14 protein-coding genes are annotated in these 22,221 nt (G+C 71.6%); 11 read left to right on the top strand and 3 right to left on the bottom strand.

Features of this window, described 5'->3' with window-relative positions; all coding sequences use genetic code 11:
- The first annotated feature begins 118 nt into the window (after positions 1 to 118).
- The 7 genes from mtnA (at position 119) to ACLJWH_RS32100 (ending at position 8,739) form a co-directional block, all read left to right on the top strand.
- Positions 119 to 1,291 (top strand): S-methyl-5-thioribose-1-phosphate isomerase, encoded by a 1,173-nt coding sequence (mtnA, locus tag ACLJWH_RS32130; RefSeq protein WP_411145275.1) that lies wholly within the window; start codon positions 119 to 121, stop codon positions 1,289 to 1,291.
- The gene (gene mtrA, locus ACLJWH_RS32125) at positions 1,288 to 1,965 is read left to right on the top strand and encodes a two-component system response regulator MtrA (RefSeq protein WP_411145274.1); all 678 of its coding nucleotides are present in this window, start codon (positions 1,288 to 1,290) and stop codon (positions 1,963 to 1,965) included. The genes mtnA and mtrA overlap by 4 nt, the downstream gene beginning before the upstream one ends.
- 1 nt (position 1,966) lies before the next feature.
- On the top strand, positions 1,967 to 4,045 hold the full coding sequence (mtrB, locus tag ACLJWH_RS32120; RefSeq protein ID WP_411145273.1) for an MtrAB system histidine kinase MtrB: 2,079 nt from the start codon (positions 1,967 to 1,969) through the stop codon (positions 4,043 to 4,045).
- Complete coding sequence (locus tag ACLJWH_RS32115) at positions 4,011 to 5,933, top strand: LpqB family beta-propeller domain-containing protein (protein ID WP_411145272.1); 1,923 nt, start codon at positions 4,011 to 4,013, stop codon at positions 5,931 to 5,933. The genes mtrB and ACLJWH_RS32115 overlap by 35 nt, the downstream gene beginning before the upstream one ends.
- A gap of 109 nt (positions 5,934 to 6,042) precedes the next feature.
- Complete coding sequence (locus tag ACLJWH_RS32110; protein ID WP_411145271.1) at positions 6,043 to 6,744, top strand: ComF family protein; 702 nt, start codon at positions 6,043 to 6,045, stop codon at positions 6,742 to 6,744.
- Positions 6,745 to 7,061: 317 nt separating this feature from the next.
- Positions 7,062 to 7,754: a ribosome hibernation-promoting factor, HPF/YfiA family gene (gene hpf / locus ACLJWH_RS32105; protein WP_411145270.1), complete on the top strand. Its 693-nt coding sequence runs from the start codon at positions 7,062 to 7,064 to the stop codon at positions 7,752 to 7,754.
- Between the two features lie 232 nt (positions 7,755 to 7,986).
- Complete coding sequence (locus tag ACLJWH_RS32100) at positions 7,987 to 8,739, top strand: response regulator (RefSeq protein WP_411145269.1); 753 nt, start codon at positions 7,987 to 7,989, stop codon at positions 8,737 to 8,739.
- A 36-nt stretch (positions 8,740 to 8,775) separates the two neighbouring features.
- Here the strand turns inward: ACLJWH_RS32100 and ACLJWH_RS32095 are convergent, their stop codons facing one another.
- Positions 8,776 to 9,963, bottom strand: coding sequence for a winged helix-turn-helix domain-containing protein (locus ACLJWH_RS32095; RefSeq protein WP_411145268.1), 1,188 nt, complete (start codon positions 9,961 to 9,963; stop codon positions 8,776 to 8,778).
- A 122-nt stretch (positions 9,964 to 10,085) separates the two neighbouring features.
- The gene (locus ACLJWH_RS32090; RefSeq protein ID WP_411145267.1) at positions 10,086 to 10,700 is read right to left on the bottom strand and encodes a GNAT family N-acetyltransferase; all 615 of its coding nucleotides are present in this window, start codon (positions 10,698 to 10,700) and stop codon (positions 10,086 to 10,088) included.
- 241 nt (positions 10,701 to 10,941) lie between these two features.
- On the opposite strand from ACLJWH_RS32090, the gene secA reads away from it, so the two are divergent.
- Positions 10,942 to 13,776 (top strand): preprotein translocase subunit SecA, encoded by a 2,835-nt coding sequence (gene secA, locus ACLJWH_RS32085; RefSeq protein ID WP_411145266.1) that lies wholly within the window; start codon positions 10,942 to 10,944, stop codon positions 13,774 to 13,776.
- Between the two features lie 105 nt (positions 13,777 to 13,881).
- On the opposite strand, the gene ACLJWH_RS32080 is transcribed toward secA, so the two are convergent.
- Positions 13,882 to 15,171: an Rv3235 family protein gene (locus tag ACLJWH_RS32080; protein WP_411145265.1), complete on the bottom strand. Its 1,290-nt coding sequence runs from the start codon at positions 15,169 to 15,171 to the stop codon at positions 13,882 to 13,884.
- A 291-nt stretch (positions 15,172 to 15,462) separates the two neighbouring features.
- On the opposite strand from ACLJWH_RS32080, the gene ACLJWH_RS32075 reads away from it, so the two are divergent.
- From ACLJWH_RS32075 to ACLJWH_RS32065, 3 genes are all read left to right on the top strand, one after another.
- Entirely contained in the window at positions 15,463 to 15,969 is a 507-nt protein-coding gene (locus ACLJWH_RS32075; protein WP_411145264.1) for a DUF6912 family protein, read from the top strand.
- Positions 15,970 to 16,132: 163 nt separating this feature from the next.
- Positions 16,133 to 16,795 carry an HAD family hydrolase gene (locus tag ACLJWH_RS32070; protein ID WP_411145263.1) on the top strand — a complete coding sequence of 221 codons (663 nt, stop codon included), beginning with the start codon at positions 16,133 to 16,135 and terminating at the stop codon, positions 16,793 to 16,795.
- A 398-nt stretch (positions 16,796 to 17,193) separates the two neighbouring features.
- A complete protein-coding gene (locus ACLJWH_RS32065) occupies positions 17,194 to 22,155 on the top strand; it encodes an NAD-glutamate dehydrogenase (protein WP_411145262.1) in 4,962 nt (1,653 codons plus the stop codon).
- The last annotated feature ends 66 nt before the right edge of the window (positions 22,156 to 22,221 follow it).

The raw sequence follows: 22,221 nt of genomic DNA, 5'->3' as shown, positions 1-22,221 counted from the left end.
ACCGGGGTCCGGGGTCCGCGGTGTCAGCCATCGTGTCATGGCGTGTCGCGCTGCGTGCCCGTGCCCTGAGCGGTAAGGCACCTTCTGTTCGCGGTGGTTTCGGCGGCAGACTGGGCGGATGGCCGATCAGCACGAGGTATTCGAGGCGGGCGCCGAGTCGCTCGCAGTCCCGTCACTGCGCTGGGAGGAGCTACCCGAGGGGCCCGTACTGGTGCTTCTCGACCAGACGAGGCTGCCCGCGGAGGAGGCCGAACTGGTCTGTACGGACGTGCCGGCGCTGGTGCAGGCGATCCGGACGCTGGCCGTGCGCGGGGCTCCGCTGCTGGGCATCGCGGGTGCGTACGGCGTCGCACTGGCCGCGGCGCGGGGGTTCGACGTGGACGACGCGGCGGAGACGCTGGCGCATGCCCGGCCGACCGCGGTCAATCTGGGGTACGGGGTGCGCCGGGCAGCCGCCGCGTACCGTGCGGCGGCCGGCGGCGGGGCCGGGGCCGAGGCGGCCGCTGCGGCGGCGCTGGCCGAGGCGCGCGCCGTACACGCGGAGGATGCCGAGGCCAGTAAGCGGATGGCGGCGCACGGTCTGGCGTTGCTGGGTGAGCTGCTGCCGGGTGGCGGCCATCGGATTCTCACGCACTGCAATACAGGTGCGCTGGTGTCCGGGGGTGAGGGGACCGCCCTGGCGGTGGCGCTGGCCGCGCACCGGGCCGGTGATCTGCGGCGGCTGTGGGTGGACGAGACACGGCCGTTGTTGCAGGGGGCCCGGCTGACCGCCTACGAGGCGGCGCGTACGGGCATGCCGTACACCGTGCTGGCGGACGGGGCGGCGGGTTCGCTGTTCGCCGCGGGGGAGGTGGACGCCGTGCTGATCGGTGCGGATCGGATCGCGGCGGACGGGGCGGTGGCCAACAAAGTGGGTAGCTATCCGCTGGCGGTTCTGGCCGGGTATCACCACATTCCGTTCGTGGTGGTGGCGCCGACCAGCACGGTGGATCTGGCGACGGAGGAGGGGGCGGACATAGAGGTGGAGCAGCGGCCGGGCCATGAGGTGACGGAGTTTCCGGTGCCGTACGTGCGAGGGGCCGGGACGGAGGCGGGCGCCGGAACGGCGGTGGCGCCGCTGGGCGCGCAGGCGTACAACCCGGCCTTCGACGTCACGCCGCCGGAGCTGGTGACGGCGATCGTGACGGAGGCCGGGGTGGTGTCGCCGGTCACCCGGGACGGGCTGGCAGTCATGTGTTCCACGTCACGATGGAGTAAGTCACGATCAGGTAATGGGATGATGGCCGAATGAAGGGACGCGTCCTGGTCGTCGACGACGACCACGCACTGGCAGAGATGCTCGGCATCGTGCTGCGTGGCGAAGGCTTTGAACCGTCGTTCGTGTCGGACGGCGACAAGGCGCTCGCCGCCTTCCGCGAGACCAAGCCCGATCTTGTCCTGCTCGACCTGATGCTGCCCGGCCGGGACGGCATCGAGGTGTGCAGGCTGATCAGGGCCGAGTCCGGGGTGCCGATCGTCATGCTGACCGCCAAGAGCGACACGGTGGATGTGGTGGTCGGGCTCGAATCGGGCGCGGACGACTACATCGTCAAGCCGTTCAAGCCGAAGGAACTGGTGGCCCGGATCCGGGCCCGACTGCGGCGCTCGGAGGAGCCGGCGCCCGAGCAACTGGCCATAGGTGACCTCGTCATCGATGTGGCGGGCCACTCGGTCAAGCGCGACGGGCAGTCGATCGCGCTGACCCCGCTGGAGTTCGACCTGCTGGTGGCGCTGGCGCGCAAGCCGTGGCAGGTGTTCACGCGTGAGGTGTTGCTGGAGCAGGTCTGGGGTTATCGGCATGCCGCCGACACCAGGCTGGTCAACGTCCATGTGCAGCGGCTCCGTTCCAAGGTCGAGAAGGACCCGGAGCGGCCGGAGATCGTGGTGACCGTCCGCGGAGTCGGCTACAAGGCCGGACCCAGCTGAGATGAGCCGGGACGGTGCGGCCCCGGAAGGAAAGCGGGGGCGTACCGCCGGCCCGCAGGACGAAATGTCTTTCTCGGGGAGGTTGTCCGCCCGGCTGCTGCGGGGTGGCCAACTGCTGCCCGATGGCGCGGTCAGCGGGCCCGTCCACCCGCTGCTGCGGCTCTTCAGCCGCTGGGTGCGGCGGCCGCTGCTGTCCGCCCTGCGGCTGTGGCGGCGCAACATCCAGCTCAGGGTGGTCGCGACGACCCTGCTGATGTCGCTGGCCGTGGTGCTGCTGCTCGGTGTCGTGGTTGTCGGACAGGTCCGTAACGGCCTGCTCACCGCCAAGGCGCAGGCCGCGCAGAGCCAGGCCGTGGGCGGCTTCGCGTCCGCCCAGAAGCTGGCCGACGGCGCCGGCGACGCCCGCACCGACGACAGCACCCGGACCGGAAACCGTGGCACCCAGGACTCCGCGACCTGGCTGACCAGCGTGGTCGAGCAGCTCGCCAGTGGCGGGCAGGGCGTCTTCTCCGTCGTGGCGCTCAGCTCGGACTCCGACGAGCCGTTCGGCGACGCCAGCCCCGGCACCCGGGGCCCGCGCGCCTCCGGGGACGTCGATCCCGAGCGCAGCGTGCCCGCCGATCTGCGCCGGAAGCTGGACACCAAGACCGGCACGTTCCGCGAGTACACGCAGATCAAGCGCATCGGGTCCAACGAGGGCGTGCCGGCGATCATCATCGGCAAGCGGCTCAACGATGTGAACAGCAATCAGTACCAGCTCTATTACCTCTTCCCGTTCAACCAGGAAGAGGAGTCGCTGAAGCTGGTGACGACGACGCTCGCGACGGCCGGGGTGTTCGTCGTGGTGCTGCTCGGCGCGATCGCCTGGCTGGTCGTGCGGCAGGTCGTCACGCCCGTACGAATGGCCGCGGGGATCTCCGAGCGGCTGGCCGCGGGGCTCCTCCAGGAGCGGATGAAGGTCACCGGCGAGGACGACATCGCGCGGCTCGGCGAATCCTTCAACAAGATGGCGCAGAACCTCCAGGTCAAGATCCAGCAGCTGGAGGAACTGTCCCGGATGCAGCGCCGTTTCGTCTCCGATGTCTCGCACGAACTGCGGACGCCGCTGACCACCGTCCGGATGGCGGCCGAAGTCATCCACGAGGCGCGCGACGACTTCGACCCGACCACCGCGCGCTCCGCGGAGCTGCTGAGCGGACAGCTCGACCGCTTCGAGTCGCTGCTCGCCGAGCTGCTGGAGATCAGCCGGTTCGACGCGGGCGCGGCGGCGCTGGAGGCCGAACCGATAGACCTGCGCGACGTCGTGCACCGCGTCATCGAGGGCGCCGAGCCGCTGGCCGAGCGCAAGGGCACCCGCATCATGGTGCGCGGCGGTGAGCAGCCGGTGATCGCCGAGGCCGATCCCCGGCGGGTGGAGCGGGTGCTGCGCAACCTCGTCGTCAACGCCGTCGAACACGGCGAGGGCCGGGACGTGGTGGTGCGGCTGGCGTCCGCCGGCGGCCGGAGCGGCGGCGCGGTGGCCGTCGCGGTGCGTGATTACGGCGTCGGGCTCAAACCCGGTGAGGCGACACGCGTCTTCAACCGTTTCTGGCGCGCGGACCCGGCGCGGGCCCGTACGACGGGCGGTACGGGCCTGGGCCTGTCCATCGCCGTCGAGGACGCCCGGCTGCACGGCGGCTGGTTGCAGGCGTGGGGTGAACCGGGCGGCGGTTCGCAGTTCCGGCTGACGCTGCCGCGGACGGCCGGGGAGCCGCTGCGGGGCTCGCCGATACCGCTGGAGCCGGAGGACTCGCGGCGCAACCGCGGACTGGGTGCGGCGGGGCTGCCGCGCACTGGTACGGGCCCTGGGCCCGCCCCGGTCGAGGCCGGGCCGCGCGCCGCGGAGACGTCCGCAGCGGAGACAGCCGTCGCGGACGGGCCGGCTGCCGGTCCGGTGGCGCGGCGTGGCGGCAGCGGGGGCGTGCGGAGCGGGGAGGCGGCGCGCGGCCCGGGGGTGCGCGCCGACGGACCGGTCCGGGACGGTGCGGGGCCGGAGGCCGGACAGGATGCGGACCGGGAGGGCGAGCTGCGTGGACGCTGAGCGTGGAGGCGGGAGCGGAGTGCGGGGATGGCTCCGTGCCCGTACACGGGGCGGGGCCACGGCCCGGGGCCGGGCCCGCGTGGTGCGGAAATCCGCGCTGTTCAGCTGCGCGGGGCTGCTGCTCGCCGGGTGCGCGTCGATGCCGGACAGCGGGGACGTCAAGGCCGTCGACCAGTCGCCGCGCTCCGACGGCGATTCGCAGGTGCGGGTCTACGGCGTGCCCCCGCAGGACGGTGCGCAGCCGACCAACATCGTCCGCAGCTTCCTCGACGCGACGACCAGCGACGAGGCGGACTTCCGTACGGCCAGCCAGTATCTGGCCAAGTCGGCGAAGCGGACCTGGCGGCCGTTCCTGGTCACCAACGTGCTTCAGGAGCGCCCGAAGCCCGAGCCTACGGCGCAGCCCAGCCGCGAGGACGCGAACGGCTACACGGTCACGCTCTCCGGCAGCCAGGTGGCGACGGTCGGCGCCAACCACGCCTACACGCCGCAGGAGAAGCCGTACCACCAGACGATCCACCTCATCAAGGAGGGGGACCAGTGGCGCATCGACCGGCTGCCGGACGGGCTGGTGCTCGGGCTGTCCGACTTCCAGCGCATCTACCGCTCCGTCAACAAGTACTACTTCGCGTCCTACCAGTCGGAGTCGCAGCAGCCGAACGCCGGCAAGAACGTCCTCGTCGCCGACCCGGTCTATCTGCGGCAGCGGATAGAGCCGGTCACGGCCAGTGTGGAGGCGCTGCTGGCCGGGCCCACCGACTGGCTGAACCAGGTGACGTCCTCGGCGTTCCCGCCCGGCACCCGGCTCGCCGCGCGCGATCTGGCGCTGGACGACACCAACGCGCTGCGGGTGAAGCTCAGCAGACAGGCGGTCACCGGCATCGCCCAGTGCAAAAGGATGGCGGCGCAACTCTTCTTCACCGTCCAGGACATGACCCGGGCGTCGAAGATCAGCGAGGTGGAGTTGCAGGACGACAGCGGCAACTCGCTGTGCGCGCTGACCCAGGATCAGGCCGACCGTGACTTCACCCAGGCCCGGCACTCCGGGCACTCGGCCAAGGAGTACTTCATCGACGCCGGCCACAAGGTCGTCACCATGTCGGACTTCGCGACCAAGCCGGCGCCGGTGCGCGGGCCGTTCGGCACGGGGAAGACCTCGCTGCGCTCGGTCGCCATCTCGCGCGCCGAGACCACCGCGGCCGGGGTGTCGAGCGACGGCCGGTCGCTGTACGTGGCGGCCCTGGAGGACGGCACCGAACGCGGCGGTCCGCTTGTGACCAGCGCGAGCGCGTCCACGAAGCCGGAGGACGGGCTGAGCGCGCCGAGCTGGGACGGGCTGGGTGATCTGTGGGTCGCGGACCGCGGTGCGCAGGGTTCGCGACTGCTGCGGATGCGCGAGGGCAAGGGCGATCCGGAGGAGGTCGCGGTGCCCGGCCTCGGCGACCGGCGGATCAAGGCGATCAGGGTCGCCGCGGACGGCATCCGGATCGCGATGCTGGTGGAGGACAAGGGGCATACGACGCTCCAGCTCGGCCGGGTCGAGCGCGGCGGCCCGTCGGCGCATCCGGTGCTGTCGGTGCGGGAACTGCGACCCATCGCGCCGCAGTTGGAGGATGTGGTGGCCGCCTCCTGGGCGGGCGGCAGCCGGCTGCTGGTCGTCGGACGGGAGTCCGGCGGGGTGCAGCAGATGCGGTTCATGGAGACCGACGGCTCGGCGTCCAGCGCGCAGACGCTGCCCGGCGTCAACGGCGTGAAAGCGGTCGCGGCGTCGGAGGACGAGACCCGGCCGCTGATCGCCGACGCCACCGAGGGGATAGTGCGGTTGCCCCCGGACGCCAACTGGAAGACCGTGGTCAAGGAAGGGTCGGCGCCGGTCTATCCGGGGTGACGCTGCTCCGCCCGTGGTGCGGCGCGCCGGGCCGGGGTGCCCGGGTTGTCCACAGCCGCCGCCGTCCACAGGGGTGGTGGCCAGGTCCGGGCGGCGGGAGAGTAAAGCCATGCGGGGGGTGTGGCGGGAACTGGCCGATCTGGTGCTGCCGGTCGACTGCGCGGGGTGCGGCCGGCCGCGTACGGCGCTGTGCGCGGCGTGCCGCCTGGCGCTCGCGCGCGGCGGGCGGGGCGCGGGCCGGGTGCGGCCGGAGCCGGTGCCCGGCGGGCTGCCGCGGGTGTGGGCCAGTGCGGTCTACGCCGATGCGGTACGGGCCGTGCTGCTGGCCCACAAGGAGCGCGGTGCGCTGTGGCTGGCCGAGCCGCTGGGGGCCACGCTGGCCGAGGCGGTGCGCGGGCTGCGGGCCGGCGGTGGGCCGCTGCTGCTCGTACCGGTGCCGTCGGCCCGCGGAGCGGTGGCCGGGCGGGGCCACGACCCGGTGCGCAGGGTCGCGCTGGCGGCCGCCGGTGAGCTGCGGCGGGCGGGGGCGGCGGTGCGGGTGCTCCCGGCGCTGCGGCAGCGCCGGGTCGTGGCCGATCAGGCGGCGCTGAGCGCCCGGCAGCGGCTGGCGAATGTCGCGGGTGCCCTGGTGATGCGGGGCGGGGCCGACAGGCCGCTGGCGGCCGCGCCAGCGGTGCTGGTGGACGACCTGGTGACGACGGGGGCCACGCTGGCCGAGGCGGCGCGGGCGGTCATGGCGGCCGGCGGCCGGGTGGCCGGGGCCGCCGTGGTGGCGGCCCCGCGCAGTGCTTTCGAAATCAACTGGAACTGACCGAGAAAAATCATCGTTGCAGGTAACGAGGGCGAAAAGTCACCCAAACGGAGCTGGAGGCCCCGAGGGGGTGCCGACATCCGTCCAGGAGAGCTATGTTCGGTTGTGAGGACTTGGCAGACGCTTTGCCTCGGATGTCGTGATGCATGCGTTAAGGGGTATTTGCAGCAACCCCGAAACGCTGGAGTGGAGAGCTTGCCCCTGGGGGAGGAGGAGGTGAAAGTCGCCAAGTCCGCGGCTTCGGCACTCACCGGAGCCTGGTGCAAGAAGGAATCGCTCCGCCCGCTGAGCGGGGCGATCCGGGAACGGAGTTCTGCGTGGACATCGTCGTCAAGGGCCGCAAGACCGAGGTGCCCGAGCGGTTCCGCAAGCACGTGGCCGAGAAGCTGAAGCTGGAGAAAGTCCAGAAGCTCGACGGCAAGGCGATCAGCCTGGACGTTGAAGTGTCCAAGGAGCCCAACCCCCGGCAGGCCGACCGTTCCGACCGAGTGGAGATCACGCTCCGCTCCCGTGGCCCGGTGGTCCGGGCCGAGGCGGCCGCCGCCGACCCGTACGCCGCGCTCGATCTGGCCACGGCCAAGCTGGAAGCGGTGCTGCGGAAGCAGAACGACAAGCGCCACTCGCGGCGCGGCAACGGCCGGATCCCGGCGAGTGAAGTCGCCGTCAGCGTCCCCGGCGTCGCGCGCCTGAACACCAACGGCGAACTCGCCGCGGAGAGCGCGGGCGAGCAGAAGGTGCCGACCACGAAGATGGGCTCGCTGGACGTCCAGGGCGAAGGCCCCCTGGTCGTTCGCGAGAAGACCCACGCGGCGGCCCCGATGGCGCTCGACCAGGCGCTCTACGAGATGGAGTTGGTCGGTCACGACTTCTATCTCTTCGTCGACGCCGAGACCAAGCAGCCGAGTGTCGTCTACCGGCGGCACGCCTACGACTACGGCGTCATCCACCTGAACTCCGACTCGTTCGGAGAGGAGGAGCCCGGCGGCGCAGGCGGCGCGCTCGGCGGCTGACACCTGTCCGCCCGGTGCCCCCGGCGTGCGCCGGGGGCACCATCGTGCCTGCACAGGGCAGGAGTTGAAGCCGTATAGTGTGCGTGCCGGCCAGGGAGTACACGGGCACGAAACGGCGAGTTGCCGGGGAGACGGTCGTATGGCATTGATCGGGCTGGCCGCACGGGGCTGCTGTCAACCAGCCTTATTCCAAGCTCCGGCCCTTCGGCCGAGTAGTTGACGGGGAGGAACGATGGGGGACAGCTTCGGGCCCGTGCGTGACCACGTGGACGACGACCCGGTCGGTGCCGGGTGTGACGGAGCGGGCGCGGGCGTGCCGCGCAAGGAGCCGATCCGGGTCCTGGTGGTGGATGATCACGCGCTCTTCCGGCGGGGCCTGGAGATCGTGCTCGCCCAGGAAGAGGACATCCAGGTCGTCGGCGAGGCGGGCGACGGCGCGGAGGCGGTCGACAAGGCCGCGGATCTGCTGCCCGACATCGTGCTGATGGACGTACGGATGCCCCGGCGCGGCGGCATCGAGGCGTGCACCTCCATCAAGGAGGTGGCCCCCAGCGCGAAGATCATCATGCTGACGATCAGCGATGAAGAGGCCGACCTCTACGACGCGATCAAGGCGGGGGCCACCGGCTACCTCCTCAAGGAGATCTCCACCGACGAGGTGGCGACCTCGATCCGGGCCGTCGCGGACGGCCAGTCGCAGATCAGCCCGTCGATGGCGTCCAAGCTTCTGACGGAGTTCAAGTCGATGATCCAGCGCACGGACGAGCGTCGGCTGGTGCCCGCGCCCCGGCTCACCGACCGTGAGCTGGAGGTCCTCAAGCTCGTCGCCACGGGGATGAACAACCGCGATATCGCCAAGGAACTCTTCATCTCCGAGAACACCGTCAAGAACCACGTCCGCAACATCCTGGAGAAGCTTCAGCTGCACTCCCGGATGGAGGCCGTGGTGTACGCGATGCGGGAGAAGATCCTGGAGATCCGGTGACCGCCGGATGAGCGGTGGCCACCGGTGTGCCCTCGGTCACCCGCCGATCGCGGTGAGTTCCGCGCGCAGGGCGGTGGCCAGGGTTGGGTCGTCGCAGCGCATCAGCCGTACGGTGTCGCAGCCGACCCAGCCGGCGGCCTCGTACAGCGCGCGGGCCATCGGGCGGACGGCTTTGCGGCCCGCCATGGATACCTGACGGGCGACGAGCGTTGTGCCCTCGCGGGCCGGATCGACCCGGCCCACCAGTTGCCCGCCGGCCAGCAGGGGCATCGCGAAATAGCCGTGTATCCGCTTCGGGCGCGGGACGTACGCCTCCAGGCGGTGGGTGAAGCCGAAGATCCGCTCCGTGCGCGGCCGGTCCCAGATGAGGGAGTCGAACGGCGAGAGCAGGGTCGTGCGGTGCCGGCCGCGGGGCGGTGCGGCCAGCGCGGCCGGGTCGGCCCAGGCGGGCTTCGACCAGCCCTCGACCTCGACCGGCAGCAGCCCCGAGTCCGCGAGGACGGAGTCGACCTGCTCGCCCTTGAGACGGTGGTAATCCGCGAGGTCGGCACGGGTGGCCACGCCCATCGCGGCGCCGGCCTGGGCGACCAGGCGGCGGACGCATTCGGTGTCGTCGAGGTCGTCCGCGCGCAGCGGCTCCGGGACGGCGCGCTCGGCGAGGTCGTACACCCGCTTCCAGCCCCGGCGCTCCGTGCAGACCACCTCGCCGAGCATCAGGGCGCGCTCCACGGCGATTTTCGCCTCGCTCCAGTCCCACCACGGACCGCCGTTCTTGGCGCCGCCCAGTTCCGTGGCGGTCAGCGGTCCCTCCGCCGTGAGCTGCGCGAGCACCGCGTCGTACGCCGCCTGCGGCAGGTCGTGGTGCCATGACTGGCGGGCGCGGTAGGCGCGGCGGCGGAACGCGAAGAGCGGCCACTCCTCGATGGGCAGGATGCAGGCGGCGTGCGACCAGTACTCGAAGCTGCGGGTGTCGCCCCAGTAGGCGGCCTCGACCGCCGGGCGGCCGACCGCGCCGAGCCGGGCGTACGGCACGAGCTCGTGCGAGCGGGCCAGCACCGAGATCGTGTCCAGCTGCACCGCGCCCAGCTGCCGCAGCACCCCGCGCACCCCGCCCCGGCGGTCCGGGGAACCCAGCAGGCCCTGCGCCCGCAGCGCCAGGCGCCGGGCGTCGTCGTGGGAGAGGGCGGTCACGGGCTTCGGCTGGAGCTGTGTCGCGGCGGTCATGCGGGACAGGCTAAGGGCGGGCACTGACAATGGCCCCGGGCACGGTGGCGACCGGCGGCGGTGGGGGCTTGTGGTGGCTCAGGGGCCACCGGAAGCGGCCGGGACCGGGGCCGCGGGGCCGCTCAGCCGGGGTACGGGAGGTACGGCGTGGTGTCCCGGGCCGCCGTGCGGGCGGTGCCGGGCGGCTCGGGCAGGTCCGACGGGAGCAGTGAGCCGATCCAGCAGTCGCGGCGGGTGCCCTCGTGCAGCATATGGGCGCGCAGCGTGCCCTCCATCTGGAAGCCGACCTTGCGGGCGACCGCCCGGGAGCCGTGGTTGCCGGCCTCCGCGAGCCACTCCAGGCGCTCCACCCCGAGTTCGCGGAACGCCCAGCGCGCCACCGTCCGGGCCGCCTCGGCGGTGTACCCCTTGCCCCGGTGTTCCTTGGAGGTCCAGTAGCCGAGCTCGGCCTGCCGCTCGGGGGTGCGCAGCTGGGCGAGGCGGACCAGGGCCATGGCGCCGACCAGCGATCCGTCGGCCTTCGCGGTCACGGCGAAGCCGTAGGCGGTGTCATCGCGCCAGCCTCCCGAGGAGGCGGTGCCGACGAACCGCTCCGCGTCCTGGAGGCCGTACGGCGAGGGGACGCTCGTCCAGCGCGGGATGTCGGGGTCCTGACAGGCGGCGTGCACAGCGGCCGCGTCGGAGGGCTCGAAGGGGCGCAGGACCAGGCGGTCGGTGGTGAGGGTCAGAGGCTCCATGAACCGAGTCTGCGGGGCGGCGGAGAGCGGGGCGAGGGATTTTCGCGGTGGCTCCCGGCACCTTCTCGCGGCCTGGCGCGTTCTCGTGGGGAGGGGGATACCGGCCTTCGCGGCGGCGGACCTCCCGGCGGAGCTGTGTCCTCCCTTACGATGGCCGTTGCGGCGGGGCCTGCCCCCTTGGAAAAATGCCGCGCCCGCGCACCCGACCGTGCAGGCCCGACCGGCAAGGAGACCAGTCCAAGTGTCCGTCTTCAACAAGCTCATGCGTGCAGGCGAAGGAAAAATCCTGCGCAAGCTGCACCGCATCGCGGGCCAGGTCAACTCCATCGAGGAGGACTTCGCGGCCCTCTCCGACGCGGAGCTGCGGGCGCTCACCGATGAGTACAAAGAGCGGTACGCGGACGGGGAGAGCCTGGACGACCTGCTGCCCGAGGCGTTCGCCACGGTCCGTGAGGCGGCCAAGCGCGTGCTCGGCCAGCGGCACTACGACGTCCAGCTGATGGGTGGCGCGGCCCTTCACCTCGGGTACGTCGCCGAGATGAAGACCGGTGAGGGAAAGACCCTGGTGGGTACCCTCCCGGCGTATCTCAACGCGCTCTCCGGCAAGGGCGTCCATCTGATCACGGTCAACGACTATCTGGCCGAGCGCGACTCCGAGATGATGGGCCGGGTCCACAAGTTCCTGGGGCTGGAGGTCGGTTGCATCCTCGCCGACATGACGCCGACCCAGCGCCGTGAGCAGTACGGCTACGACATCACGTACGGCACGAACAACGAGTTCGGCTTCGACTATCTGCGCGACAACATGGCCTGGTCGCAGGATGAACTCGTCCAGCGTGGCCACAACTTCGCGATCGTGGACGAGGTCGACTCGATCCTCGTCGACGAGGCCCGTACGCCGCTGATCATCTCCGGCCCGGCGGACTCGGCCACCAAGTGGTACGGCGATTTCGCCAAGCTGGTGCGCCGCCTGAAGAAGGGCGAGGCCGCCAACCCGCAGCGCGGGGTCGAGGAGACCGGCGACTACGACATCGACGAGAAGAAGCGCACCGTCGGTATCCACGAGTCCGGCGTCAGCAAGGTCGAGAACTGGCTGGGTATCGACAATCTGTACGAGTCGGTGAACACCCCGCTCGTCGGTTACCTGAACAACGCGATCAAGGCCAAGGAACTGTTCAAGAACGACAAGGACTACGTCGTCATCGACGGCGAAGTCATGATCGTCGACGAGCACACCGGCCGTATCCTCGCCGGCCGCCGCTACAACGAGGGCATGCACCAGGCCATCGAGGCGAAGGAGGGGGTGGAGATCAAGGACGAGAACCAGACGCTCGCCACGATCACCCTCCAGAACTTCTTCCGCCTCTACGACAAGCTCTCCGGAATGACCGGTACGGCCATGACCGAGGCCGCCGAGTTCCACCAGATCTACAAGCTCGGCGTCGTGCCGATCCCGACGAACCGGCCGATGGTCCGCAAGGACCAGGCCGACCTGATCTACCGCACCGAGCCCGCGAAGTTCGACGCGGTGGTCGAGGACATCGTCGACAAGCACGAGAAGGGCCAGCCGATCCTGGTCGGCACCACCTCGGTCGAGAAGTCCGAGTACCTCTCGCAGCAGCTCAATAAGCGCGGTGTCGCCCACGAGGTGCTCAACGCCAAGCAGCACGACCGTGAGGCGCCGATCATCGCCCAGGCCGGCCGCAAGGGCGCCGTGACCGTCGCCACGAACATGGCCGGCCGCGGTACGGACATCAAGCTCGGCGGCAACCCGGACACCCTCGCCGAGGCGGAGCTGCGCCAGCGCGGTATGGACCCGGTGGAGCACGTCGAGGAGTGGGCGGCCGCGCTGCCCGCCGCCATGGAGCGGGCCGAGGCCGCGGTGAAGGCGGAGTTCGAGGAGGTCAAGAGCCTCGGCGGGCTCTACGTCCTCGGCACGGAGCGGCACGAGTCGCGCCGTATCGACAACCAGCTGCGCGGCCGCTCCGGCCGTCAGGGCGACCCCGGCGAGTCCCGGTTCTACCTCTCGCTGGGCGACGACCTGATGCGGCTGTTCAAGGCCCAGATGGTCGAGCGGGTCATGGCGATGGCCAACGTTCCCGACGATGTGCCCATCGAGAACAAGATGGTGACGCGGGCGATCGCGTCCGCCCAGTCGCAGGTCGAGCAGCAGAACTTCGAGACGCGTAAGAACGTCCTCAAGTACGACGAGGTCCTCAACCGTCAGCGCGAGGTCATCTACGGCGAGCGCCGCCGCGTCCTCGAAGGCGAGGACCTGCACGACCAGGTCAAGCACTTCATGGACGACACCATCGACGCCTACATCCAGGCGGAGACGGTCGAGGGGTTCGCCGAGGAATGGGACCTGGACCGTCTGTGGGGCGCGTTCAAGCAGCTCTACCCGGTCAAGGTGCGCATCGAGGAGCTGGAGGAGGAGGCCGGCGACCGCGCCGGGATCACCGCCGACTTCATCGCGGACGCCGTCAAGGACGACATCTACGAGCAGTACGCCGCCCGTGAGGAGCAGCTCGGCTCGGAGGTCATGCGCGAGCTGGAGCGCCGGGTCGTCCTGTCCGTCCTGGACCGCAAGTGGCGTGAGCACCTCTACGAGATGGACTACCTCCAGGAGGGCATCGGCCTGCGGGCCATGGCCCAGAAGGACCCGCTGGTCGAGTACCAGCGCGAGGGCTTCGACATGTTCACCGCGATGATGGAGGGCATCAAGGAGGAGTCCGTCGGCTACCTGTTCAACCTGGAGGTCCAGGTCGAGCAGCAGGTCGAGGAGGTGCCGGTGCAGGCTTCCGCGGACCGGACGTCGCTGGAGAAGGACGTGCCGGAGGCGGTGCCGGCCGGTGCGGGCCGTCCGGAGATCCGCGCCAAGGGCCTGGACGCGCCGCAGCGGCCGGACCGGCTGCACTTCTCGGCGCCGACGGTCGACGGTGAGGGCGGTGTCGTCGAGGGGGACTTCGCGAGCGACGAGGACGGCGGCTCCCCGGCTCGCTCCGAGGCGGACGGCCTGACCCGCGCGGAGCGCCGCAAGGCTCAGAAGAGCGGCGGGCGCCGCCGCAAGAAGTGAGCGTCGCGTAGTGAGCTCAGTGGTGCGGTCCGGGTACGGACCGCACCGGACAGGGGCGCCCCGGCCGGTCATCGGCCGGGGCGCCCCTGTCGCTGTCGGTGTCCGCTAGCCGGCCGGGCCCCGGACCGCGCAGGTCGGGCCGATGTCGAGGGCGGCGCAGCGCCAGCGCGAGTCGGCGCCGAGCTCCAGCCGGAACGCGAGGGCCCGCAGCCGTTCCCCGGCCGCGATCCGGGCGAACGCCTCGATGACGCCGCCACGCGGCCGGCACAGCCCGCAGTCACGGACGGACGGCGCGGGCGCGCGGCGCCCCGGGCCGGTGGCGGGCCGCAGCGGTGCCTGCGGGGCCAGCTCCACCAGCCGGTCGTAGGCGGCCGGCAGCGCGTGGCCCAGCAGGGCGTGCACCGGCCGCTGCCCGCTGAGCGTGAGCAGCAGCTGATGCGCGAACCAGTGGTGCGGACGGTGCTCGTGGGCGCGCCGCCGGGCCCCCACGGTCGGCAGCGGAGCGCCGCCGGCGTCCGGCCGGCGGCGCGCGGCGGCCGTGGCGGCGGTGAGGTCGGTGAGGGTGGCGGGCCGGTCCCGCGTGGTCCGGTCGGGGTATGTGGTGCCAGGGACGTACGTGTTGCCAGGGGCGTAGGCGGCGGGCCGGGTGAGGCGCGGGCCGCTGGGGCGTGGGCCGGCGGGGCGTGGGCCGCTGGGTGCCGGGCGGTCCGGGGCGCTGCGGTCCGGGGCCGGTGTGCTGGTGGCGGGCCGGTCAGGAGTTGTGCGGCCCGGGGTGGTGCGGGTGGTGACCGCGGGGGCGGCTGGGCGCCGGGTGCGGTCCGGGGCGCGTCCAGGTCCGCCGGTGGGGCGGCGGGGAGCGCGGCGGGTGAGGGGGGTGCTGGGGCCGGTAGGGCCGCCGGTGGGGGCGGTGGAGCCGGTGAGCTCGATGCGGTCGGTGGTGTCGGGAGGGCCGGTTGGTGCGGTGGTGCTCGGCTGTGGGCCGGTCGTGGGTGCGGCTCCGGGCGCCGCGCTCCGGATGTCGGCGGGGCGGCCCTGGGGCGTGGCTGTTCCGGGGCGGTCCGGGTGCGGTGCGGTGGGCATTCCGGTGGCTGCCGTACCCGTCCGGGAGATCCTGACCCCCGTCGTACGTGTCCGCGCGGTTGCCGTCCGCGGTTCGTCGGCCGGGGCGTCCGCGGGGGCCAGGGGGGCTGTGGTGGCGGTGGCTGTGGGTGCTGTGGGGCGGGTGGCGTGGGGGTGGCCGGGGGTCCGACGCTGGTGCGGGACGGTGGGTGCGGGGGCGGGTGTCGGTGTCGGTTCCGGGGCCGCGTGCTCGGTGGGGTGGGTGCCGGGAGCTGTGGGCGTGGGTGCGGGTGCGGGTGCGGTGGTGCGGGTCGGGACGGTGGTGGTGCCGGTCATGGTGAGTGCCCCCGTTCTGCCGGGCCCGGGTATTACCGGGCGGTAGCTTTGGTGGGAGATCTCTATCGGCGGGGGCGGGGCGGCGGCAAGGCGCGGCGGGCCGGTGGCGCGGGGTGCGCGGAGTTCACCTGTCCGTGTCGCGGGCCCGGTACGCGGCCTCGGAACGGGGTCGGAGCGGGCTCCTGGGACGGGCGGCACGGAGGGCGTGCGGACGCCACGATGGGGGACGCACGCCCGTATGCTGACTGGGCATTTCCCCGGAGTCGAGCGAACTGAGCGAAAGCGGCAGCCATGCGCGTCTATGTCCCCCTGACCCTGCCCGGTCTCGCAGCGGCGTACAAGAGCGGTGAGCTGGGGCCCGGTCCCGTGGACGCGTACGCCGTCACGCCCGCGCTGCGCGAGTGGTACGTCTCGGACGACATCGAGGAGCTGGAGTACGCGGCGCTGAACCGCGCGGCCCAGTCCTCGCTGCGGCTGCTCGCCGGGAACCCGCAGGCCGCGCGGCGGCGGGTGGTGGTGGCGCTGGACGTGCCGGAGGGGGCGGCGGTCGCGGACCCGGACCGGGGGCTGGACCCCGCGTCGCTGGGCGAGGTGCGGGTCGCCGGGCCGGTGCCGCTGGCGAAGGCCGCGGCGGTGCATGTGGACGCCGCGGACGCGGAGGCGGAGGTCGCGGCGGCCGCGGCGGCGCTGGGCGCGGCGGACCAGGGCGATGACGACGCGCAGTTCACGGTGGACGGCGCGGCGGACCACGATCTGATGTGGTTCGGCGTGCAGGAGATTCCGCACCTGATCGGCTGACCGGCGGGCGGGTAGGCGAGCAGGCGGTCGGTCGGCCGCCGGTCGTCGGTCGCTCAGCCGGTCGGCCGGGCGGCGGATGCGGGCCCGGTTCGCCGCGTTGTCAGTGGGGGCGGGTAACTTTTTCTGCATGGGGACGCACCGGGGGAAAGGTATGGGGAACCGCATGGCGAAGCACGCCGCACATATCGTCTGGGACTGGAACGGCACGCTCTTCGACGACGTCGACGCCGTCATCGGGGCGACCAACTCCGCCTTCGCGGAGATCGGCCTGGACCCCCTCACGCTGGAGCGGTACCGCGAGCTGTACTGCGTGCCCGTGCCGCGGTTCTACGAGCGGCTGATGGGGCGGCTGCCGACGGACGCCGAGTGGCTGATGATGGACGAGGCGTTCCACCGCCACTACACCGCGCACCGGGTGGGCTGTGGGCTCGCCGCGGGGGCGGACGGGCTGCTGGCCCAGTGGCAGGCGGGCGGCCGCAGCCAGTCGATCCTCAGCATGTACGGCCACGACGAGCTGATACCCCTGGTGCGCGGCTTCGGGATCGAGTCGCGCTTCGTGCGGGTGGACGGCCGGACCGGGCCGTCCGGGGGCACCAAGAGCCGGCAGATGGTGCGTCATCTGGCCGCGCTGGAGAGCGTGGATCCGGGGCGTACGGTCGTGATCGGCGACGCGGTGGACGACGCGGTGGCCGCGCTGCACGCGGGCGCGCACGCGGTGCTCTACACCGGGGGCTCGCACAGCCGCGACAGCCTGGCGGCCGCCGGGGTGCCGGTGGTGGACAGCCTCGCGGAGGCGGTCGAGGCGGCGGGCGATCTCGCCACGTAGCGGCGCGCGCTCCCCGCGTGTTCTCGCGCCCGTGCGCGCGGACCTGGGAAGTGTTGTCCGGAGCGGCCAAGTTCCGGGTGTGGTTTTGTACACACACGGCTCATGACGGCATCCGTGCGAGGAGCGATAGCCTTGCAGCGTGATCAGCGCGATAACTCGCGGGGGCGTCGAGGCCCCTGCCGTGCGCCCGGGGCACCACAGTGACCGGGCGATGGCTGATCTTCGCGGCCAAGAGTGCATGTCGTCTTTGTCAAAAAGAGTCGATATCGGCACGGCCATCTCTCAGCGCGGCATAGCGTCGGCACCGACCGGACACCTCGCGTCACGGCGGCGTTGTGCAGCTTCCACGGAGTTCTTCCACAACGTCACGCAACGGCGCGCGACAGGAGCCAGAGGACATGCAGACCAAGCTGGACGAAGCCAAGACCGAGCTGCTCGCCAGGGCCGCCCGGGTCGTTGAAAGCAACCCGGCCGGGGGTCAGACCCCGGGACGAGGTCTCGACCAGGAGACCCTCACGGGATACCTCCAGCGCTACTACCTGCACACCGCCCCGGAGGACCTCGCGGGCCGTGACCCGGTCGATGTCTTCGGCGCCGCGCTCTCCCACTACCGCCTCGCCGAGAACCGTCCGCAGGGCACCGCGAACGTCCGGGTGCACACCCCGACGGTCGAGGAGAACGGCTGGATGTCCAGCCACTCCGTCGTCGAGGTCGTCACCGACGACATGCCCTTCCTGGTCGACTCGGTCACCAACGAGCTCTCGCGGCAGGGGCGTGGCATCCACGTCGTGATCCACCCGCAGGTGACCGTCCGCCGGGATGTCACCGGCCAGCTCATCGAGGTCCTCGACTCCCACGGTGACGCGCACGCCCGCACCGGCAAGGGCAAGGCCACGAAGCTGCCGCACGACGCGGTCCGCGAATCCTGGATCCACGTCGAGATCGACCGCGAGACCGACCGCGCGGACCTCAAGCAGATCACCGCGGATCTGCTGCGGGTGCTGTCCGACGTCCGTGAGGCCGTCGAGGACTGGGAGAAGATGCGCGGCGCCGCCCTGCGCATCGCCGATGAGCTGCCCGCCGAGCCCACCGCCGACGACCTGCGCGACCAGGAGATCGACGAGGCCCGGGAGCTGCTGCGGTGGCTGGCCGCCGACCACTTCACCTTCCTCGGCTACCGCGAGTACGCGCTGACCTCCGCGCCCGGTGAGGGCGGTGTCGAGGAGGACGCGCTGACCGCCGTGCCCGGCACCGGCCTGGGCATCCTGCGCGCCGACCCCTCGCACACCGAGGCCGACGAGGGCCACCCCGTCTCGCCGTCCTTCAACCGGCTGCCCGCGGACGCCCGCGCCAAGGCCCGTGAGCACAAGCTGCTCATCCTGACCAAGGCCAACAGCCGCGCCACCGTCCACCGCCCCTCCTACCTCGACTACGTCGGGGTCAAGAAGTTCGACGCCGACGGCAACGTCGTCGGCGAGCGCCGCTTCCTGGGGCTGTTCTCCTCCGCCGCGTACACCGAGTCCGTACGCCGCGTCCCGGTCATCCGCCGCAAGGTCGCCGAGGTCCTCGAAGGCGCGGGGTTCACCCCCAACAGCCACGACGGCCGCGACCTGATGCAGATCCTGGAGACCTACCCGCGCGACGAGCTGTTCCAGACCCCGGTCGGCGAACTGCGCGCCATCGCCACCAGCGTGCTCTACCTCCAGGAGCGCCGCCGGCTGCGCCTGTACCTCCGCCAGGACGAGTACGGCCGCTACTACTCCGCGCTGGTCTACCTCCCGCGCGACCGCTACACCACCGGTGTCCGGCTGCGGCTGATCGACATCCTCAAGGAGGAGCTCTCCGGCACCAGCGTCGACTTCACGGCCTGGAACACCGAGTCGATCCTCTCCCGGCTGCACTTCGTCGTCCGGGTCGCGCCCGGTACGACCCTCCCGGACCTCACCGACGCCGATGTGGAGCGCATCGAAGGCCGCCTGGTGGAGGCCGCCCGCTCCTGGGCCGACGGCTTCGCCGAGGCGCTGACCGCCGAGGTCGGCGAGGAGCACGCCGCGGAGCTGCTGCGCCGCTACGGCCATGCCTTCCCCGAGGGCTACAAGGCCGACAACTCCCCGCGCAGCGCGGTCGCCGACCTCCAGCACCTGGAGAAGCTCACCCTCACCCCGGGGGAGGACTTCGCGGTCAGCCTCTACGAGCCGGTCGGCGCGGGCCCCAACGAGCGCCGCTTCAAGATCTACCGCCGGGGCGAGCCGGTCTCGCTGTCCCGGGTGCTGCCGGGCCTGAACCGCCTGGGTGTCGAGGTCGTCGACGAGCGCCCGCACGAGCTGCGCTGCGCCGACTCCACCCTCGCGTGGATCTACGACTTCGGGCTGCGGATGCCCGACCGCGTCAACGGTGACGACGCCCGTGAGCGCTTCCAGGACGCGTTCGCCGCGGTGTGGACCGGCGCGGCCGAGAGCGACAACTTCAACACGCTGGTGCTGCGGGCCGGCCTCGACTGGCGCCAGGTGATGGTGCTGCGGGCGTACGCCAAGTACCTGCGGCAGGCCGGTGCGACCTTCAGCCAGGCGTACATGGAGGACACCCTCTCCAACAACGTCCACACCACCCGGCTGCTGGTCTCCCTCTTCGAGGCGCGGATGTCCCCGGACCGGCAGCGGGCCGGTACGGAGCTGACCGACGGGCTGCTGGAGGAGCTGGACGGCGCGCTCGACCAGGTGGCCTCGCTGGACGAGGACCGCATCCTGCGCTCCTTCCTCACCGTCATCAAGGCGACGCTGCGCACGAACCACTACCAGAAGGACAGCGCGGGCCGCTCGCACCCCTACCTGTCCCTCAAGCTCGACCCGCAGGCTATCCCCGACCTGCCCGCGCCCCGCCCGGCGTACGAGATCTGGGTGTACTCCCCGCGGGTCGAGGGCGTCCACCTGCGGTTCGGCAAGGTCGCCCGCGGTGGTCTGCGCTGGTCCGACCGCCGGGAGGACTTCCGTACCGAGGTCCTCGGCCTGGTCAAGGCGCAGATGGTCAAGAACACCGTCATCGTGCCGGTCGGCGCCAAGGGCGGCTTCGTCGGCAAGCAGCTGCCGGACCCGGCGGTGGACCGGGACGCGTGGCTGGCCGAGGGCATCGCCAGCTACAAGACCTTCATCTCCGGTCTGCTCGACATCACCGACAACCTCGTGGGCGGCGAGGTCGTGCATCCGCAGGGCGTCGTCCGGCACGACGTGGACGACACGTACCTGGTCGTCGCCGCCGACAAGGGCACCGCGACGTTCTCCGACATCGCCAACGAGGTCGCCGAGTCGTACGGCTTCTGGCTCGGCGACGCCTTCGCGTCCGGCGGCAGCGCCGGATACGACCACAAGGGCATGGGCATCACCGCCCGGGGTGCCTGGGAGTCGGTCAAGCGGCACTTCCGCGAGCTGGGCCATGACTGCCAGCGCGAGGACTTCACCGCGGTCGGCGTCGGCGACATGTCCGGTGACGTCTTCGGCAACGGCATGCTGCTGAGCGAGCACATCCGCCTGGTCGCCGCCTTCGACCACCGGCACATCTTCCTCGACCCGTCGCCGGACGCCGCGGTCTCCTACGCCGAGCGCCGCCGGCTCTTCGAGCTGCCCCGTTCCTCCTGGGCCGACTACGACACCGGCCTGCTCTCACAGGGCGGCGGCATCCACCCCCGGACGGCCAAGTCCATTCCGATCAACGCGCAGGTGCGGGCCGCCCTCGGCATCGACGCCGGCGTGAAGAAGATGACGCCGGCCGATCTGATGCAGGCCATCCTCAAGGCGCCGGTGGACCTGCTGTGGAACGGCGGCATCGGTACGTACGTGAAGTCCTCGGCGGAGTCGAACGCCGATGTGGGCGACAAGTCGAACGACGCGATCCGGGTCAACGGCGAGGACCTGCGGACCAAGATCGTCGGCGAGGGCGGCAACCTCGGATGCACCCAGCTGGGCCGGATCGAGTTCGCCGCCGCCGGCGGGAAGATCAACACCGACGCGATCGACAACAGCGCCGGTGTGGACACCTCCGACCACGAGGTGAACATCAAGATCCTGCTCAACGCGGTCGTCGCCAACGGCGATATGACGGTCAAGCAGCGCAACACGCTGCTCGCCGAGATGACCGACGAGGTCGGCGCGCTGGTGCTGCGCAACAACTACGCGCAGAACACCGCGCTGGCGCTGGCGCAGGCCCAGTCCGCGAGCATGCTCTACGCCCAGCAGCGCTTCATGCGCCGCCTGGTGCGCGACGGCCGCCTCGACCGGGCGCTGGAGTTCCTGCCCACCGAACGGCAGATCCGTGAGCGGCTGACCGCCGGCCGCGGGCTGACCCAGCCGGAGACCGCGGTGCTCCTGGCGTACACCAAGATCACGGTCGCCGACGCACTGATCAAGACCGGGCTGCCGGACGATCCGTACCTCCAGCGCCTGCTGCACGCCTACTTCCCCTCGGCGCTGCACGAGCGGTTCGCCGAGCAGGTCGACACCCATGCGCTGCGCCGCGAGATCGTCACGACGGTGCTGGTCAACGACACCGTCAACACCGGCGGTACGAGCTTCCTGCACCGGATGCGGGAGGAGACCGGCGCGTCCCTGGAAGAGGTCGTGCGGGCGCACACCGCGGCGCGGGCCATCTTCGCGCTGGGCGAGGTGTGGGACGAGGTCGAGGCGCTGGACAACGTCGTCGCGGCCGACGTCCAGACCCGTATCCGGCTGCACAGCCGCCGCCTGGTGGAGCGCGGCACCCGCTGGCTGCTCAACAACCGCCCGCAGCCGCTGGCGCTGTCGGAGACCATCGACTTCTTCACCGAGCGGGTCGCCGACGTCTGGGCGCAGGTGCCGAAGCTGCTCCAGGGCCGTGACCTGGAGTGGTACCAGACGATTCTGGCGGAGCTGACCGTCGCGGGCGTGCCCGAGGAGCTGGCCGTGCGGGTGGCCGGTTTCTCGTCGGTCTTCCCGGCGCTGGACATCGTCGCCGTCGCGGACCGCACCGGCAAGGAGCCGCTGGATGTCGCCGAGGTCTACTACGACCTGGGCGAGCGGCTGCGGATCAACCAGCTCCTGGACCGCATCCTGGAGCTGCCGCGCAACGACCGCTGGCAGTCGATGGCCCGCGCCTCGATCCGTGAGGACCTCTTCGCGGCCCATGCGGCGCTGACCGCGGACGTGCTGTCGGTGGGCAACGGCTCCGCGACGCCCGAGCAGCGGTTCAAGGCGTGGGAGGAGAAGAACGCGGCGATCCTCGGCCGCGCCCGCGCCACGCTGGAGGAGATCTACGGGTCGGAGGGCTTCGACCTGGCGAACCTCTCGGTCGCCATGCGCACGATGCGTACGCTGCTGCGGACGCACAGCTGACGGTCGGCCGGACCGCGGACGAACGGCGGACGGCCCCGGAGCTCCTGCTCCGGGGCCGTCCGCCGT

It is taken from the genome of Streptomyces sp. x-80, assembly GCF_046549095.1.
Taxonomy (GTDB): domain Bacteria; phylum Actinomycetota; class Actinomycetes; order Streptomycetales; family Streptomycetaceae; genus Streptomyces; species Streptomyces celluloflavus.
Note: the sequence above shows the minus strand (reverse complement) of the source record. Positions and strands in the feature narration are given on the sequence as shown.